16 protein-coding genes are annotated in these 14,194 nt (G+C 44.5%); 5 read left to right on the top strand and 11 right to left on the bottom strand.

Features of this window, described 5'->3' with window-relative positions; translation table 11 throughout:
• The first annotated feature begins 11 nt into the window (after nt 1-11).
• Complete coding sequence (locus A3IK_RS0106795; RefSeq protein WP_020559225.1) at nt 12-1,916, top strand: sodium:solute symporter family protein; 1,905 nt, start codon at nt 12-14, stop codon at nt 1,914-1,916.
• Between the two features lie 74 nt (nt 1,917-1,990).
• Nucleotides 1,991-2,461 carry a hypothetical protein gene (locus A3IK_RS0106790; protein ID WP_020559224.1) on the top strand — a complete coding sequence of 157 codons (471 nt, stop codon included), beginning with the start codon at nt 1,991-1,993 and terminating at the stop codon, nt 2,459-2,461.
• A 5-nt stretch (nt 2,462-2,466) separates the two neighbouring features.
• Here A3IK_RS0106790 and rapZ read toward each other — a convergent pair whose 3' ends face one another.
• The 9 genes from rapZ to A3IK_RS0106745 all read right to left on the bottom strand — a co-directional run bounded on the left by rapZ (nt 2,467) and on the right by A3IK_RS0106745 (nt 9,195).
• Entirely contained in the window at nt 2,467-3,345 is an 879-nt protein-coding gene (gene rapZ, locus A3IK_RS0106785; RefSeq protein ID WP_020559223.1) for an RNase adapter RapZ, read from the bottom strand.
• Entirely contained in the window at nt 3,345-3,818 is a 474-nt protein-coding gene (locus tag A3IK_RS0106780) for a PTS sugar transporter subunit IIA (protein WP_026220852.1), read from the bottom strand. The genes rapZ and A3IK_RS0106780 overlap by 1 nt, the downstream gene beginning before the upstream one ends.
• A 15-nt stretch (nt 3,819-3,833) precedes the next feature.
• Complete coding sequence (gene hpf / locus A3IK_RS0106775; protein WP_020559221.1) at nt 3,834-4,175, bottom strand: ribosome hibernation-promoting factor, HPF/YfiA family; 342 nt, start codon at nt 4,173-4,175, stop codon at nt 3,834-3,836.
• A gap of 66 nt (nt 4,176-4,241) precedes the next feature.
• The gene (locus A3IK_RS0106770) at nt 4,242-5,735 is read right to left on the bottom strand and encodes an RNA polymerase factor sigma-54 (protein WP_040848816.1); all 1,494 of its coding nucleotides are present in this window, start codon (nt 5,733-5,735) and stop codon (nt 4,242-4,244) included.
• A gap of 117 nt (nt 5,736-5,852) precedes the next feature.
• Nucleotides 5,853-6,578 carry an LPS export ABC transporter ATP-binding protein gene (lptB, locus tag A3IK_RS0106765; RefSeq protein ID WP_020559219.1) on the bottom strand — a complete coding sequence of 242 codons (726 nt, stop codon included), beginning with the start codon at nt 6,576-6,578 and terminating at the stop codon, nt 5,853-5,855.
• Nucleotides 6,579-6,584: 6 nt separating this feature from the next.
• Nucleotides 6,585-7,130 carry a lipopolysaccharide transport periplasmic protein LptA gene (gene lptA / locus A3IK_RS18780; protein WP_020559218.1) on the bottom strand — a complete coding sequence of 182 codons (546 nt, stop codon included), beginning with the start codon at nt 7,128-7,130 and terminating at the stop codon, nt 6,585-6,587.
• Nucleotides 7,099-7,662: an LPS export ABC transporter periplasmic protein LptC gene (gene lptC / locus A3IK_RS0106755; protein ID WP_040848815.1), complete on the bottom strand. Its 564-nt coding sequence runs from the start codon at nt 7,660-7,662 to the stop codon at nt 7,099-7,101. Before lptC ends, lptA begins: the two co-directional genes overlap by 32 nt.
• A gap of 16 nt (nt 7,663-7,678) precedes the next feature.
• Complete coding sequence (gene kdsC, locus A3IK_RS0106750) at nt 7,679-8,233, bottom strand: 3-deoxy-manno-octulosonate-8-phosphatase KdsC (RefSeq protein ID WP_020559216.1); 555 nt, start codon at nt 8,231-8,233, stop codon at nt 7,679-7,681.
• Nucleotides 8,233-9,195, bottom strand: a complete 963-nt coding sequence (locus tag A3IK_RS0106745; protein WP_020559215.1) for a KpsF/GutQ family sugar-phosphate isomerase — start codon at nt 9,193-9,195, stop codon at nt 8,233-8,235. The genes kdsC and A3IK_RS0106745 overlap by 1 nt, the downstream gene beginning before the upstream one ends.
• Nucleotides 9,196-9,340: 145 nt before the next feature.
• Here A3IK_RS0106745 and uvrC point away from each other — a divergent pair, with 145 nt between their 5' ends.
• The 3 genes from uvrC to def are packed head-to-tail and all read left to right on the top strand — an operon-like array spanning nt 9,341 to nt 12,769.
• Entirely contained in the window at nt 9,341-11,227 is a 1,887-nt protein-coding gene (gene uvrC, locus A3IK_RS0106740) for an excinuclease ABC subunit UvrC (RefSeq protein ID WP_020559214.1), read from the top strand.
• Between the two features lie 4 nt (nt 11,228-11,231).
• Nucleotides 11,232-11,792, top strand: coding sequence for a CDP-diacylglycerol--glycerol-3-phosphate 3-phosphatidyltransferase (pgsA, locus tag A3IK_RS0106735; RefSeq protein ID WP_020559213.1), 561 nt, complete (start codon nt 11,232-11,234; stop codon nt 11,790-11,792).
• Complete coding sequence (def, locus tag A3IK_RS20750) at nt 11,789-12,769, top strand: peptide deformylase (protein WP_020559212.1); 981 nt, start codon at nt 11,789-11,791, stop codon at nt 12,767-12,769. Before pgsA ends, def begins: the two co-directional genes overlap by 4 nt.
• A 350-nt stretch (nt 12,770-13,119) precedes the next feature.
• On the opposite strand, the gene A3IK_RS20245 is transcribed toward def, so the two are convergent.
• Nucleotides 13,120-14,040: a hypothetical protein gene (locus A3IK_RS20245; RefSeq protein ID WP_020559210.1), complete on the bottom strand. Its 921-nt coding sequence runs from the start codon at nt 14,038-14,040 to the stop codon at nt 13,120-13,122.
• Nucleotides 14,041-14,048: 8 nt separating this feature from the next.
• Nucleotides 14,049-14,177 (bottom strand): hypothetical protein, encoded by a 129-nt coding sequence (locus A3IK_RS21825; RefSeq protein WP_020559209.1) that lies wholly within the window; start codon nt 14,175-14,177, stop codon nt 14,049-14,051.
• Nucleotides 14,178-14,194: the final 17 nt, after the last annotated feature.

Raw genomic sequence — 14,194 nt, 5'->3', positions numbered from 1 at the left:
AGGGGTAGTGAATGACTAATCTGCAAATTTGGACTTATGCTCTTGTTGGCTTAAGTTTTGCTTTATATTTTTATATCGCTTACCGAGCTCAAGCAGGCTCTACTAGCGACTTCTACGTAGCAGGTGGTGGTGTACACCCTATCGCTAACGGCATGGCAACGGCTGCGGACTGGATGTCGGCTGCTTCCTTTATCTCTATGGCAGGTATTATTGCTTTCAAAGGTTATGACGCTTCTGTTTACCTCATGGGTTGGACAGGCGGCTATGTTTTGATGGCCATGTTACTCGCACCTTATTTACGTAAATTCGGTAAATTCACGGTTCCTGAGTTCGTAGGGGATCGTTATCACTCTAAAATTGCCCGTATTGTGGCGGTTATCTGCTTAATCATCATTTCTCTGACTTATGTAATCGGTCAAATGAAAGGGGTCGGTGTTACCTTCTCACGTTTCTTAGGCGTATCGATGGAAGTAGGTTTAGTAGTAGGTATGATCATTGTATTCTTCTACTCTGCCTTTGGTGGTATGAAGGGTATTACCTATACTCAAATCGCTCAATACGTGGTATTGATCTTAGCTTATACTATCCCAGTAGCCTTTATCTCCTTCAACCTCACTGGTAATCCTATTCCACAAATAGGCTTAGGTGCTCAGTTAACCGATGGTAGCAATATGTATCTGTTGGATAAGCTAGATCAAGTGGTAACAGATCTAGGCTTTAAGTCTTATACAGATCAACATGATACGACGATTAATATCTTCTTATTAACCATGACATTAATGATTGGTACTGCCGGTCTACCCCACGTTATTATCCGTTTCTTCACTGTACCGAAAGTTGCGGATGCACGTTCTTCTGCTGGTTGGGCATTAATCTTCATCGCTTTACTTTACACAACTGCTCCTGCAGTAGGTGCAATGGCGCGTTTGAATTTAATGCAGACTGTGCAAACAGGGCCTGTTGGTTCACCCGATGGCAATCTGAGTATTGAGGGGCGTCCGCAGTGGATGAAAAACTGGGAACCTACCGATTTAATTAAATTTGAAGATAAAAACGGCGACGGTAGAATCCAATACTATAATGATGGTGGTTTAGGTAAAGCGCAAAGTGATTTTGCAGCAGCTAATAAAGCCTTAGCCGATGCTAAAGATAAAACTGCAGCACAAGCCAATGTAGACAAAGCACAAGCGGCTTTAGATAAAGCTACCGCTGCGCATGCGGCTACTAAGTTCGGTGGCTTTGGTTGGAAGGGTAATGAGATGACCAAAGTCGATAATGACATTATGGTTTTGGCTAACCCTGAAATTGCTAAATTACCTAACTGGGTTATTGCTTTAGTGGCTGCAGGTGGTATCGCTGCGGCGTTATCAACAGCGGCGGGCTTATTATTAGCGATTGCTTCTGCAGTATCTCATGACCTAATGAAAGGTATCTTCACACCTAATATCTCTGATAAAACCGAGCTAATGGCGTCTCGTATTGCAATCACCATTGCTATCTTACTAGCAGGTTATATGGGGCTTCATCCACCAGGATTTGCTGCGGAGGTTGTCGCTTTGGCGTTTGGCCTAGCCGCATCCTCTATCTTCCCGGTATTGATGATGGGTATTTTCTCTAAACGCATCAATGGTATCGGTGCTATTCTGGGTATGCTAACGGGTATCGGTGTAACATTAGTGTATATCTTCTGGTTCAAAGGCTGGTTCTTTGTTCAAGGCACTGAGATGGCAGCGAATATTCCGGCTAACTGGCTCTTTGGTATCTCTCCTGAGGCCTTTGGTACAGTCGGTGCGATTGCTAACTTCGCGGTAGCTATTTTAGTATCTCGTGTTACGGCTCCACCACCAGCTCATATTCAAGAGTTGGTAGAAAGTGTACGTATCCCACGGGGTGCAAGCTCAGCTATTGCACACTAATTAATACCATAATTAGTCTTGTGAAAAGGCTCCTTAAGGAGCCTTTTCTTTATTTAAAGATAGGGTGACAATCTATGTTAAGGTGGTTTTTTGGTCTGAGCTTACATATGCGCATCGCTATTATGGTTGCACCTGTGTTAGCGATTGCGGGATTTGGTTTAGCTGATTTATGGGCTACTAAGGATAAACCAGCACCTAAAGTGGAAGTAAAAATGCTTCCCATGCAACCTATGGGGACTTGTATTTTGGAGTCAAGTTGCCAAGTAGGGCATGAGGCTCTAACCGTGAGTCTAAAATACGCACCAGCTACTCAGCCGAATTTAATACGCATTGAATTAACTCCAAATGACCGAATTCGAGGCATGGAGATGTCCTTAGTGGGTGGGGAGAAAGAGCAGCATATTATTATTGAGCCATTAAGAGGTGAGACGGTTTGGTATGGTGAATTTCCCCGTACTTTATTAAACCCAAAACCGCATACGATACGTTTAGCTGTCGCTCAATTTGGTAAGGTTTCGTATGTAGAGTTTCCCGCGCAGTTTTAATGGGATCAATGTAATTGGTTTAATTCTCGATGATGCACTAGGACGTGATTACCCCAACGTTGGTGATAATACTCATATAAGCGCTGCACGATATAAACCGAGCGATGTCGTCCGCCTGTACAACCAATCGATACGGTCAAATAAGCGCGCTGACATACTTGTTCCGCATCCTCAAGCCAATAATCTAGAAAACTTTGGATATGTTGATACATATCCTCAACCCGCTCATGTTGTTTAAGCCACTCAATAATGGGTGTCTCTAGACCAGAGTGATGGCGAATATCAGGTTCCCAATAGGGATTAGGTAGGCAACGTACATCAAAGACCATATCCGAATCACTGGGCATTTCATACTTAAAGCCAAATGATTGAAACAAAATGGATAGGCCGGGTTGTACGGGAATATCTAGCCGTAAACGTAATAGGTTACCTAGATCATAAACACTGGTTTTTGAGGTATCAATTTTAAGATCAGCGCCTTCGGCTAAATCGGCTAATAGTTCTGCTTCGCGGGCAATGGCACTCTTTAAATCACGTGCCTCATAATTCAGTGGGTGGCGACGTCTTGTTTCATTATAGCGCTTAAATAGCACTTCAGGGGTGGCATAAAGGTAGACTAAGCGTGTGAGGGGGTAAGAACTACGAATACGTTTAATAATCTGAGGGGTCTCTTGGAGATTTTCTTTACCGCCTCGAATATCAATGCCGACCGCTAGTAAATTTTGCCGCGCAATTTGTGGAGTTAGTAGTAGCTCCTCTAATAACTGCGCGGGCAAATTATCAATACAGTAATAACCCATGTCCTCTAGGGTATGCAGAGCGTAACTCTTACCTGCACCTGACATACCACTTAAGATGACAAGTTGTAAATGAGTAGAAGACATTAAGCAGCCAAAGGACGATTTAAGAGTGATTCTAAGTAAACCATGGCCTCTTCAGGTGTCGTACAACGGCTAATCTGTTCACTCAGATCATTGTGCATAAAAGTCAAAGCCACCTCTGTCATCATGGCACAGTAAGAGGTATTTTTAGCCTCCTGCAGTGGCACAATGAGTGCTAAAAAGAGATAGACCGGCTTTTTATCAGGTGCACCCATTTTTAAGCCTTCGCTGCTACACAGTAAAGCAGCACACGGCTCTGCGGATGCTAGTGCAACATGGGGAACGGCGACACCATTCCCCAAGGCAGTACACCCTAATTTCTCTCGGTTAATGAAAGCCTCAAAGATCATTTCAGTCGTTAAATAAGGCTGATCTTTAGCAAGCAATTCAGCTAGGATCTCAAAGGCTCGTTTAGTACTACTCACTTCTTGATGAAGTGCCATTCTATCCGGTGAAAGTAGGGTGACAAGGTCCATATCTTTACTAATTCCTCAAACTTGTGACTCATCCGCTAAAGCAAGATTGCGATGGCTACCTTCTTTAGTATGGTGGTCTTTGAGTTTTTCTTTGTGTTTTATGATTTGACGGTCGAGTTTATCCGCCAAAGCATCTAGGGCTGCATACATATTATCAGAGCTAGCATCGGCATAGATACGGCTACCACTGACCGTCAGGGTCGCTTCGGCTTTATGCACCAGTTTCTGAACTTCAATTGTAAAATGGATGGTTAGGAGCTGATCAAAGTGGCGTTTAAGTCGAGTAGCCTTTTCATGAATATAACGACTTAAGGCGGGAGTAACTTCAATATGATGACCAGTAATTTCTAATTGCATATACGCGCTCCTATTTCAGGTCAGACAAAAATAACCGTTTCTATGATCAACTATGATCAAAACGGTTTAAGTAGCGAGCAATGTTTTACGTTCATGAGAGGACGGTATTAACATTGCTTCGCGATATTTGGCTACTGTTCGGCGTGCGACACTAATGCCCTGCTCTTGTAGTAATTGGGTTAAATCACTATCACTTAAAGGAGTCTGTGGGCTTTCTTGTTCGATCAGTTGTTTAATCATGGCACGAATGGCAGTGGAAGAGCAGCTAGCCCCGGTATTGGTATCTAATTGGCTGGAGAAAAAGTACTTAAATTCATAAATACCTCGTGGAGTATGGAGATACTTATTGGTGGTCACGCGAGAGATGGTCGATTCATGCATCTGCAACTCCTCTGCTACGTCTCTGAGTACTAAAGGTTTCATCGCCTGTTCACCATATTGCATGAAACCGTGCTGACGTTCAACTATTGCCTGTGCAACATTTAAAACGGTGCTATTACGATTATCAAGGCTGCGAATCAGCCAACGCGCTTGTTGGAGATGACCTTTTAAGTAATTATTAGTCATGGCATCTTTAGATTGTCCAATCAAATCAGCATAATGCTGATTAATATTCAGATGCGGAGTGAGGGATGGATTTAATGAAACGACCCACTTACCCTGTACTTTGCGTACATAAGCATCAGGGACAATATAATCCGTTTTAATATTAGAAAATACACTACCCGGTCTAGGCTGAAGCGTGCGTAGTAACTTCACAGCATCCTCCAATTGCGACTGGCTTATTTTTAAGCGCTTCATAATTTCTTTATAGTGGCGTTGCTCTAATAAGTCCAGATGTTTTTCAACTAAAGCGGAGGCGATTTGATGTGGTTCGTCACTAGGTAAGTGCCTGAGCTGAATAAGCAAACACTCTCCTAAATTACGTGCGCCGACACCTAAAGGATCTAGTTGCTGAATATAGGTGAGTACACAATGGATATCTTCTAAATCAACTAAGACTTCATCTGCTAGGCGGGTATAAATATCATCCAATGATTCGGTTAAATAGCCTGCACCATCGAGGCAGCTAATAATGACTTCAGCGATATATTTATCAATAGCCGAGAGTTGGCTCATATTGACTTGCCATAGGAGATGGCTTTGTAAATCATCAGAGTTATCAGCTTGATTTTCGATGAAAGTATTTATATCACTATCATCAGTACTACTGGGCGAGTCATAAACCTCATTCCAGTTAGTATCTAATGATTCAATATCTTCAGGTATTTCTTGGCTAAGGCTCGAATTCTCACCTAGCTCAGCAGGAGAAAAGTCTTCGTCATAGGATTCGTCACTCGTCTCTTGGCTTGTTTTGGTTTCTTCAAAGGTTTCTAAGGATTCAGAACCAGAAGTGTAATCTTCCTCTTCCATTTGCAAGAGGGGATTTTCTTCCAAGGCTTGTTGGATTTCGGCCTCTAGCTCAATAGACGATAGTTGTAACAAACGAATCGCTTGTTGAAGCTGAGGGGTCATGGACAATGATTGTCCAAGTCGTATGTCAAGTCCCTGTTTAAGCATTATTGTTTGGCATCCTGACCTTGTAAACAACAAGAGTGAGATTTGATGGTAAATAGATTTTTCATAAAGCGCAAAAGTATCTGAATATCGGTAAGGATCAAATGAAATTGAGCAAATTCATAGCCGAAAATCAGCTCCTAAGTAGACCTTGCGTACTTGCTCATTATTTAAAATTTGCTCTGAGTTACCTTCGGTCAAAATTTTTCCTTCACTTAAAATATAGGCGCGATGGCAAATTCCAAGGGTTTCACGCACATTATGATCGGTGATTAAGACACCAATACCGCGTTGGGTGAGCTGCTGAATCACTTTTTGGATCTCTAAGACCGACACCGGATCGACACCTGCAAAGGGTTCATCTAATAAAATAAAGCGCGGTTCTGTCGCTAAAGCACGCGCTATTTCCAAGCGTCTACGTTCTCCACCGGATAAACTCATGCCTAAGCTATTACGCAGATGAGTGATCTGAAATTCTTCTAGTAATGCCTCTAAGTGTTCTTGGCGCTGCTGGCGTTTGAGACCTTTACGTAATTGTAAAACCGCTAAAATATTGTCAGCGACCGTCAATTGACGAAACACACTCGCCTCTTGAGCCAAGTAGCCTAAACCATGTCGCGCCCGCTCGTGCATAGGTGCCTTGGTGATCTCACGCTCATTGACAAAAATACGTCCCTCATCAGCACCTACTAGACCCACTATCATATAAAAGCAAGTGGTTTTACCCGCACCATTAGGGCCTAACAATCCGACCACTTCGGCACTATTAATCGTTAAGCTAACATCTTTAAGGATTTGACGCTGCTTATAACGCTTTTTCAGGTGCTCTGCGCGTAAGATATTCATGAGCACCTATTGCGCTTTATTAGTGGGGTAGAAGGTGGCACTGACACGTCCTTGCCGGCGCTGTTCAGGCGGAAGATTCGCAGCCCCTGCCGTCGCATTACCTGCTTTTAATTGCCCCGTATTGGTTTGGTATTCAATACGATTGCTGGCAAATTTATCACGGTCTTGCATGAGTAAAGCATCTCCTGTTAGTACCAGCCGCTTTTGGTTTACTTGATAAATCATCTGCTTGGCTTGACCAGAGGCATTTTTACCATCGTCCATGACTTGCTTAAAGGTAATTGGATTACCCGCAGCGGTAATGGTCTGAATTTCATTTTTGGGGGCAAGAATATCCACCCGACCGGCCTTAATTTCTAGCGTGCCTTGTTTGATGACTACATTACCAATATAAGCTGCTTTACCTGCATTGCGATCAAATTCTGCCGCATCGGCATTAATGGTCACAGGTTGCTCCACATCACTCGATAAGGCCGAGCTTAACTGGGGGGCGAGTCCTAAGAAGGCTAGCAGGGTGTATTTAAAAATGGGTTTGATAGACAGATTGTACATTGGCAGGTAGTCTCAAGTAAGCCTCGTTTAGTTTTGCTTCCAAGCCAGTGGCTTGTATCACCGCTTCAGGTGATTGAATCATGACGTGGCGAGTAGTAGTGATCAGTTTATTATTTAAATCAGCCTCAAGCTGCTCCGTGGTTAAGGTTATAACATCAGCACTTTGGGGCAGATATTCAACTTTAACGGCGTGATTCAGCGCGAGCTGTCTGTTTTTATGGTCAAGCATGGCTTCTTGGGCTTGTAGGATACTCTCTAGGTTTCCTGGTGCAGTAAAGCTTTGTAAATAGGGGGCGATAATAGAACTCATTTGTTGGGCTTGCCAATGCTTTAAATGTTGTCCCTGAATTTCATAGCTACGTTGCCCCGCTGTATTATAGCTTTGTAGGGTAAAGCTATTAAAGTAATAATCAATCACGTCAGGCTTAGTCGCAGTGCTAGGAGGGGTAGCGGTAGGGGCAATATATTGGCGCACATCCAACAGCATTAACACCGCAACCAAAATCAATACCACAAAAAAGACTCGTTTCATTAGGCTTACTGGCTGGCTAATAAGTTAAATAACGCGCCACAATAGCATCAAGATGACCTTGGGCGCTCAAAATCAATTCACAAGCATCACGAACGGCTCCCTTACCCCCCTGATGCTCCGTGACCCAATGTGAGTGTTGTTTGACCATGGGGTGAGCATCTTGCACCGCAATGGCTAGACCTACCTGTGCCATAACTGGTAAATCCACTATATCATCACCGACATAGGCAATTTGCTCCGGTTGCAGTCCAGTTTGCTGGAGTAATTGTTTAAAAGCCGGGCGCTTATCGCGATACCCTTGATACACTAAGCTTAGATCCATTTGTAAATTACGGGCGCGATGTAAAACTAATTCTGATTGGCGTCCAGTCAAAATGGCAGTTTTAATCCCGTGATCCATTAAGAGGCGCATACCCAAACCATCTCGTGCGTAAAACGCCTTAGTCTCCTCACCGGCATCATTAAAATACAAACGCCCATCCGTCAGCACACCATCTACATCAAAGATCACCAGTTGAATTAAGCGTGCGCGGTTTAATACAGTGTCTAATACCGTCTCAGGATAAGTCATTATGCAATGCCTGCTTTTAATAAATCATGCATATGGATAATACCGATTACCCGCTGATTGTCTACTACGGGTAGGGCGGTAATCGAGTACTGCTGCATCGTGTTTAAGGCCTCAACCGCTAACTCATCCGCCCCAATGGTTTGACACGGTGTCGTCATTAAGGTGTGAATCGGTTTACTAAACCAATCGATCCCCTTAGCAAACGTGCGCCGTAAATCACCATCGGTGAATACCCCTAAGAGGGTATCATCAGGGGTCACAATCGTGGTTAAGCCCAACCCCTGCTTAGTGATAGCTAAAATAGCGCTACTGAGATCTGCATGAGGCGGGACTTTAGGAATCGCCTTACCTTGTTGCATTAAGTCTCGTACATGAATCAGTAAACGCTTACCCAAGCGCCCCGCGGGATGCGACCGCGCAAAATCATTTGCGGTAAAGCCACGTACCTGTAGCAAGGCGACCGCTAGGGCATCCCCTAATACGAGGGTAGCCGTAGTGCTAGAGGTAGGAGCTAATCCTAATGGACAGGCTTCTTTATGAATCCCAATATTCAAATGACAGGTTGCTGCTTGTGCAAGAGCAGATTCTGGATTGCTGGTGATTGCAATAATTGGCACCTGCAAGCGCCGAATCATGGGTACAATAGTGAGAATCTCATCCGATGTACCGGAGTTAGATAGGGCAATCACAATATCACCGGGGAGTATCATACCCAAGTCACCATGACTAGCTTCACCTGGATGGACAAAAAAAGCTGGAGTTCCGGTACTGGCTAAGGTGGCTGCAATTTTATTACCAATATGCCCCGATTTTCCCATACCTGTGACAATGACTCGCCCTCTGCACTCCAAAATCAGCGTGCAGGCTTGATTAAATTGCTCATCTAAGTGTTCAGGTAGTTGTTGCAGTGCTGTAATTTCTGTTTCAATCACTGCACGTGCTAGGATACGAAAGTCAGTCATTTCATTTAAGCCCTAATCCAGCATCAGCTAGAGTGACAGTATAAAAGCACTAGCCTGCTGCGAGATGAAGTATAAGATTGATAGTAGCTCTGTTAATATAATCAAATCATTCCCCTTGAACCTAGCACCATCTAAACCAAATAGTATGCTCCCATCAGAATCCACCCCTACTGCACAGACTGAGCAGTCGACTGAACTTGCCTTGGATGTGACGCCAGCAGGTTTTGATGCTCAGGCATTTCTAAAAACGGTCCCGCATAAACCCGGTGTTTATCGCATGCTCAGTGCTAAGGGGGAGATATTATACATTGGAAAAGCGAAAGATTTACGTAATCGTGTGACCAGTTATTTTCGAGCGAATCTCAGCAGTGCGCGGATTCGTGCCATGGTGAAGCAAATCCAAGCGATTCAAATTACGCTCACTAATACTGAGGCCGAAGCCTTACTGCTTGAAAGTAATCTGATTAAAGAGCATAAGCCGCACTATAATATCCTGCTCAAAGATGGCAAGGGTTATCCCTATATCCATATCAGTACGCAGCAGCTTTATCCTAAAATTGAATTTTATCGGGGGGCGCGTAAAGAAGCGGGGCAATATTTTGGCCCTTATCCGAGTGTAGGGGCCGTACGCCATACCCTGAATTTAATGAAAAAACTATTTAAAGTACGCCAATGCGAGGATAGTTATTTTAAGAATCGCTCGCGCCCGTGTTTGGAGTATCAAATTAAACGCTGTACCGCGCCCTGTGTGGGCTTGGTGTTGGACAGTGATTATAAGCTCCAAGTGCAACAAGCCACTCAGTTTCTGCAAGGTCGTACCCAAGAGGTGATTGACGACTTAGTACTACGTATGGAGAACGCCGCGTTACAATTGCAATTTGAGCAGGCCGCTGAGTATCGGGATTTGATTGAAAACCTGCGCCATATTTCCCAACAACAATATATTAGTAGCGGGAATAGTAATGTAGATGTGATTGCATTAGAGCAGCAAGCAGGGGTGGTATGTGTACAAGTGTTTATGATTCGTAATGGTAATAATCTAGGTAATCATAATTTTTTCCCCGCCTTACCCGATCCTGAGGCCAGTATTGCCTATATTATGAGTTCGTTTTTAGCCCAGTATTATTTGAATCATGATGTGCCACCAGAAATAGTGGTCAATGCCTTACCTGAAGATCAAGAGGTGCTAGAGGATATGCTAGCGTTAAAGCAACAACGCCGTATTCTCATTAGCAAACCCCAGCGCGGTGAACGTATTAAATGGCTGGAACTCGCCCAAAAAAATGCCCAACATGCGCTACAAACTAAGCTCAGTTCACAAGCGGGTACACAGCAACGTTTAGTCGAACTGCAACAGGCTTTACAGCTAAGTAGCTTACCGCTACGCATTGAGTGTTTTGATATTAGCCATACCCAAGGGGAAGCGACAGTGGCTTCTTGTGTGGTCTTCGATCAGGACGGAGCCTGTAAAGCGGAGTATCGGCGCTATAATATTGAAGGTATTCAGGCCGGTGACGACTATGCGGCAATGTATCAGGCGCTTACGCGGCGCTTTCGTCCGAGTACGCGCGACGATGGCAAACTACCTAGTTTATTATTAATTGATGGCGGTAAGGGGCAAGTGACACAAGCTCTGACCGTCCTCAAGGAATTAGACGTGCAAGGTGTAGAGGTCGTTGGTGTTGCTAAAGGAGAAGGGCGTAAGCCGGGATTAGAAACGCTGATTATTGAAAATGGACAAGGGCGCTTAAATTTGCCCGAACATTCTGGAGCTTTGCATCTAGTGCAGCAAGTTCGGGATGAGGCGCACCGTTTTGCCATTACCGGCCACCGTGCTAAACGTCAAAAAGCCCGCACACAGTCGGTATTAGAGACTATTTCAGGGTTGGGGCCAAAACGTCGTCAACAATTACTTAAGCATTTCGGTGGTATACGAGCGGTGGAGCGTGCCAGTGTAGAAGAACTGGCAAAAGTCCCCAGCATTAGCCGTGAGTTAGCCCAGAAAATTTACGATATATTTAACGGAGAATAACGATATGGTGCTCAATTTGCCGGTCATGTTGACGTGGCTACGCATTGCGTTAATACCGGTCTTGATTGGCTTTTTTTATTTACCTGCCTCATGGGCACCCTTCGCTGCTGCTCTGACTTTTGGCATTGCGGGTATTACCGATTGGGCGGATGGCTATTATGCGCGAAAATACCAATTAGAATCAGGATTTGGTGCTTTTTTAGATCCGGTCGCGGATAAATTAATTGTAGCCGTCGCTTTAGTTTTAATTGTAGAGCGTGAGGGGCATTTTGCTTTTACCTTAGCCGCCATCGTGATTATTGCGCGTGAAATTATTATTTCTGCCTTGCGTGAATGGATGGCAAAACTCGGTAGTCATCAAACGGTTGCAGTCGCTTATATTGGTAAATTAAAAACAGCAGCACAAATTATTGCTTTAATCTGTTTGCTTTATAATAAAGATTTATGGTTTTTACCGATTCGTGAAATAGGGATCATCGCGTTATTAGTGGCAACGATTCTAACCTTAGTGTCCATGTGGCAGTATTTAGTGGCGGCCTATCCTACTATGGCGAAGCATTCATGATGGAACAGTTAGGACGATTAACTTTTTTCTGTGGAAAAATGGGGGCAGGGAAGTCTACCCGTGCAAAAATGCTGGCGACCGAAAAAAATGCGGTATTGCTATCCGAGGATGAGTGGCTTTCTGCTTTATATCCTGAACAAATTCACTCCTTTGCGGACTATCTACAGTTTGCAGCGCTGATCAAACCATTGGTGAAGTCGCATGTTCAGAACATACTGCGTACAGGTACGAATGTGGTTATGGATTTTCCCGCCAATACTGTGCAACAGCGACAATGGTTTAAACAACTGTGTGTGGAACTGGGGTGTGAGCATGAGCTGATTTTTTTGGATGTGAGTGATGAACGCTGCCTAGCGCAGATTGCTAAACGTAGCGTCGAGCAGCCTGAGCGAGCGGTGTTTGATACTGTGGCGGTATTTCATCAGGTGACGCGCTATTTTGAAATACCCTCTGAATCAGAGGGGCTGAATATTGTGCCAGTCACCGTCCAGTGTGAACCCACTATTCTCCCCATTGCTCGGCAAGGCGAGGCTATCCTAGCACAAAAGGCTAGGCCAGTACCGGAGGCTGATTTTAATACCCCCGTATTGCTGAATTTAATTGAATCCATGCGTATGACTATGCTGGCAGCTAATGGGGTAGGGATTGCTGCGCCACAGGTGTTTGTGTCGCAACGTATCATTATTGTGGCCTCACGCCCGAATCCACGTTACACGGATGCACCTCTGATGGAGCCGGTAGTGATGATAAATCCAGAGCTGGTATGGTGCTCGGCTGAGTGTGAAAGCGGGGAAGAAGGGTGCTTAAGCGTACCAGAGCAGCGGGGTGTGGTAGAACGCGCCAGCCGTCTACGGGTAAGCTGGTGCGATCCAATGGGGGCGCGACACGAGCAGGAATATAGCGGTTTTGTAGCTCGCATTATCCAGCATGAATATGATCATCTGGAGGGTATTTTGTTTGTAGAACGCTTGGAGTAGGGTTAGCAAAGCTCCAATCACGGCTCCCAATCACTTTTTTGGAAAATCAGTGTCCGCAGTGTAGCGCTCAAAAAACGCCTTCCGTTCCTGTAAGGCAGCATATCCCTAGGGGGCAAACTAGGTATAAAAGCCAATATCGCATCGCCAACTACCAACACGGCTGAAGGTGGAAATGGTAGTCTCAGTGCTAGCCAATACAACGCCAGTACAAAGGCTAGTAGCAGTTTGGGAGCTTCACTGCTAGCGGATATAGCTATGGCATATGCCACAGCTATATCCGCTAGCACTTCTATGGTATTCCTCTGTCATAAGCTCAGAGTAGAGCCGCTCTAACTCACGACAGATCTTGATCAAATAGGATTATTTTTTAAATAACCCTGATAATCCTGTAAACGCGCCCATTCCCCTTTAGAAGCTAGCTCTGCTTGAAAAGGCCATGTTTGTGGGTCGATTTGTTTAAAGGGTTCACCCGCAGCTATTAAAATTTGCCTGAGCACCTGCGGAGTTTGTTGGGATAAGGCTTGATAACTTTTAATACCTGCCTCATTTAATAACGCCTCTATGCGCGGAGTAATCCCTTCTAGTTTACGCAAATTATCAATTAAATCAGCCTGTGTATTAAGCAACTCAGCAATAGATACCGTGCTCAGCGCAGGGCTACGGGCGGTGGTTTCAATACCATGATGCTTACTCGCCGCTGCAATGGTAGCCGTGGGCGGCTCCTCAGGTTTGCGGCGCAATAAGGTCTCAATATCCACGACATAACCAGAGTTATTGTTACTATTAGCGACAGGGCGCTCTGTTGCATCCGTATGTGCGATTGGATTTACGGTCACAGGGGGCAGCTCTGGTTTGGTAATAGTCGTAGCCGTGGGAGTAGGGAGTTCGACTTCTAGCGAGGGTGCTGGGGGTAGCTCCTGTTGAGGTATAGGCGCGGGGGGGATATTCCGATTATGTTGCGGATTTACCATGGGCGCTGGGTTATTGGAGCGTGTAACACGATTAAGTTCGTTATTATTAGGAACCATATTTCCATTGAGCGGAAAGGTAGGATGAGCATCAAACGAAGGTTTATTAGATGAAGCATCAAAGTCAAAAGCAGCCGGCTCCTTTAACGTAAACAAAGAAGGCTCATCGCTATTAGTGTTACGACAACAGATACCTAAGCGGCGTAATAAGGTACAAGCCAATATCCCAAGGAGAAACATTAGCAAAATCAAGCCTATAATTTCTAAACTGGCTTGCAAGAGGGAGTAATGAGTAGCATCCATATTATTAATTACTCTCCATCCACATTACTTTGAAAATAACAAAATAAAAATCCTAAGATAAAAGCCACGGCTAAAATAATACCTAACTCCCAGCCAGCATTGCTGAGGTCGTAGCGTGTTGTTAAATGTTCAATCATAGTTGTATCCTACTCAG

This window comes from Thiofilum flexile DSM 14609 (genome assembly GCF_000380185.1).
Classification (GTDB): Bacteria; Pseudomonadota; Gammaproteobacteria; order Thiotrichales; family Thiotrichaceae; genus Thiofilum; species Thiofilum flexile.
This window is presented reverse-complemented; position numbering and strand designations above follow the sequence as displayed.

Excerpts from the sequence above, each read along its gene's own strand:
- hpf (WP_020559221.1), bottom strand. The coding sequence starts at position 4,175 with ATGCAATTAGAAATTACTGGTCATCATATTGAAGTTACTCCCGCCTTA.
- lptA (WP_020559218.1), bottom strand. The coding sequence starts at position 7,130 with ATGTACAATCTGTCTATCAAACCCATTTTTAAATACACCCTGCTAGCC.
- def (WP_020559212.1), top strand. The coding sequence starts at position 11,789 with ATGATGGAACAGTTAGGACGATTAACTTTTTTCTGTGGAAAAATGGGG.
- A3IK_RS20245 (WP_020559210.1), bottom strand. The coding sequence starts at position 14,040 with ATGGATGCTACTCATTACTCCCTCTTGCAAGCCAGTTTAGAAATTATA.
- lptC (WP_040848815.1), bottom strand. The coding sequence starts at position 7,662 with ATGAAACGAGTCTTTTTTGTGGTATTGATTTTGGTTGCGGTGTTAATG.
- A3IK_RS0106790 (WP_020559224.1), top strand. The coding sequence starts at position 1,991 with ATGTTAAGGTGGTTTTTTGGTCTGAGCTTACATATGCGCATCGCTATT.
- A3IK_RS0106745 (WP_020559215.1), bottom strand. The coding sequence starts at position 9,195 with ATGACTGACTTTCGTATCCTAGCACGTGCAGTGATTGAAACAGAAATT.
- pgsA (WP_020559213.1), top strand. The coding sequence starts at position 11,232 with ATGGTGCTCAATTTGCCGGTCATGTTGACGTGGCTACGCATTGCGTTA.
- rapZ (WP_020559223.1), bottom strand. The coding sequence starts at position 3,345 with ATGTCTTCTACTCATTTACAACTTGTCATCTTAAGTGGTATGTCAGGT.
- lptB (WP_020559219.1), bottom strand. The coding sequence starts at position 6,578 with ATGAATATCTTACGCGCAGAGCACCTGAAAAAGCGTTATAAGCAGCGT.
- A3IK_RS0106780 (WP_026220852.1), bottom strand. The coding sequence starts at position 3,818 with ATGGACCTTGTCACCCTACTTTCACCGGATAGAATGGCACTTCATCAA.
- kdsC (WP_020559216.1), bottom strand. The coding sequence starts at position 8,233 with ATGACTTATCCTGAGACGGTATTAGACACTGTATTAAACCGCGCACGC.
- A3IK_RS0106770 (WP_040848816.1), bottom strand. The coding sequence starts at position 5,735 with ATGCTTAAACAGGGACTTGACATACGACTTGGACAATCATTGTCCATG.
- uvrC (WP_020559214.1), top strand. The coding sequence starts at position 9,341 with ATGCTCCCATCAGAATCCACCCCTACTGCACAGACTGAGCAGTCGACT.
- A3IK_RS21825 (WP_020559209.1), bottom strand. The coding sequence starts at position 14,177 with ATGATTGAACATTTAACAACACGCTACGACCTCAGCAATGCTGGCTGG.
- A3IK_RS0106795 (WP_020559225.1), top strand. The coding sequence starts at position 12 with ATGACTAATCTGCAAATTTGGACTTATGCTCTTGTTGGCTTAAGTTTT.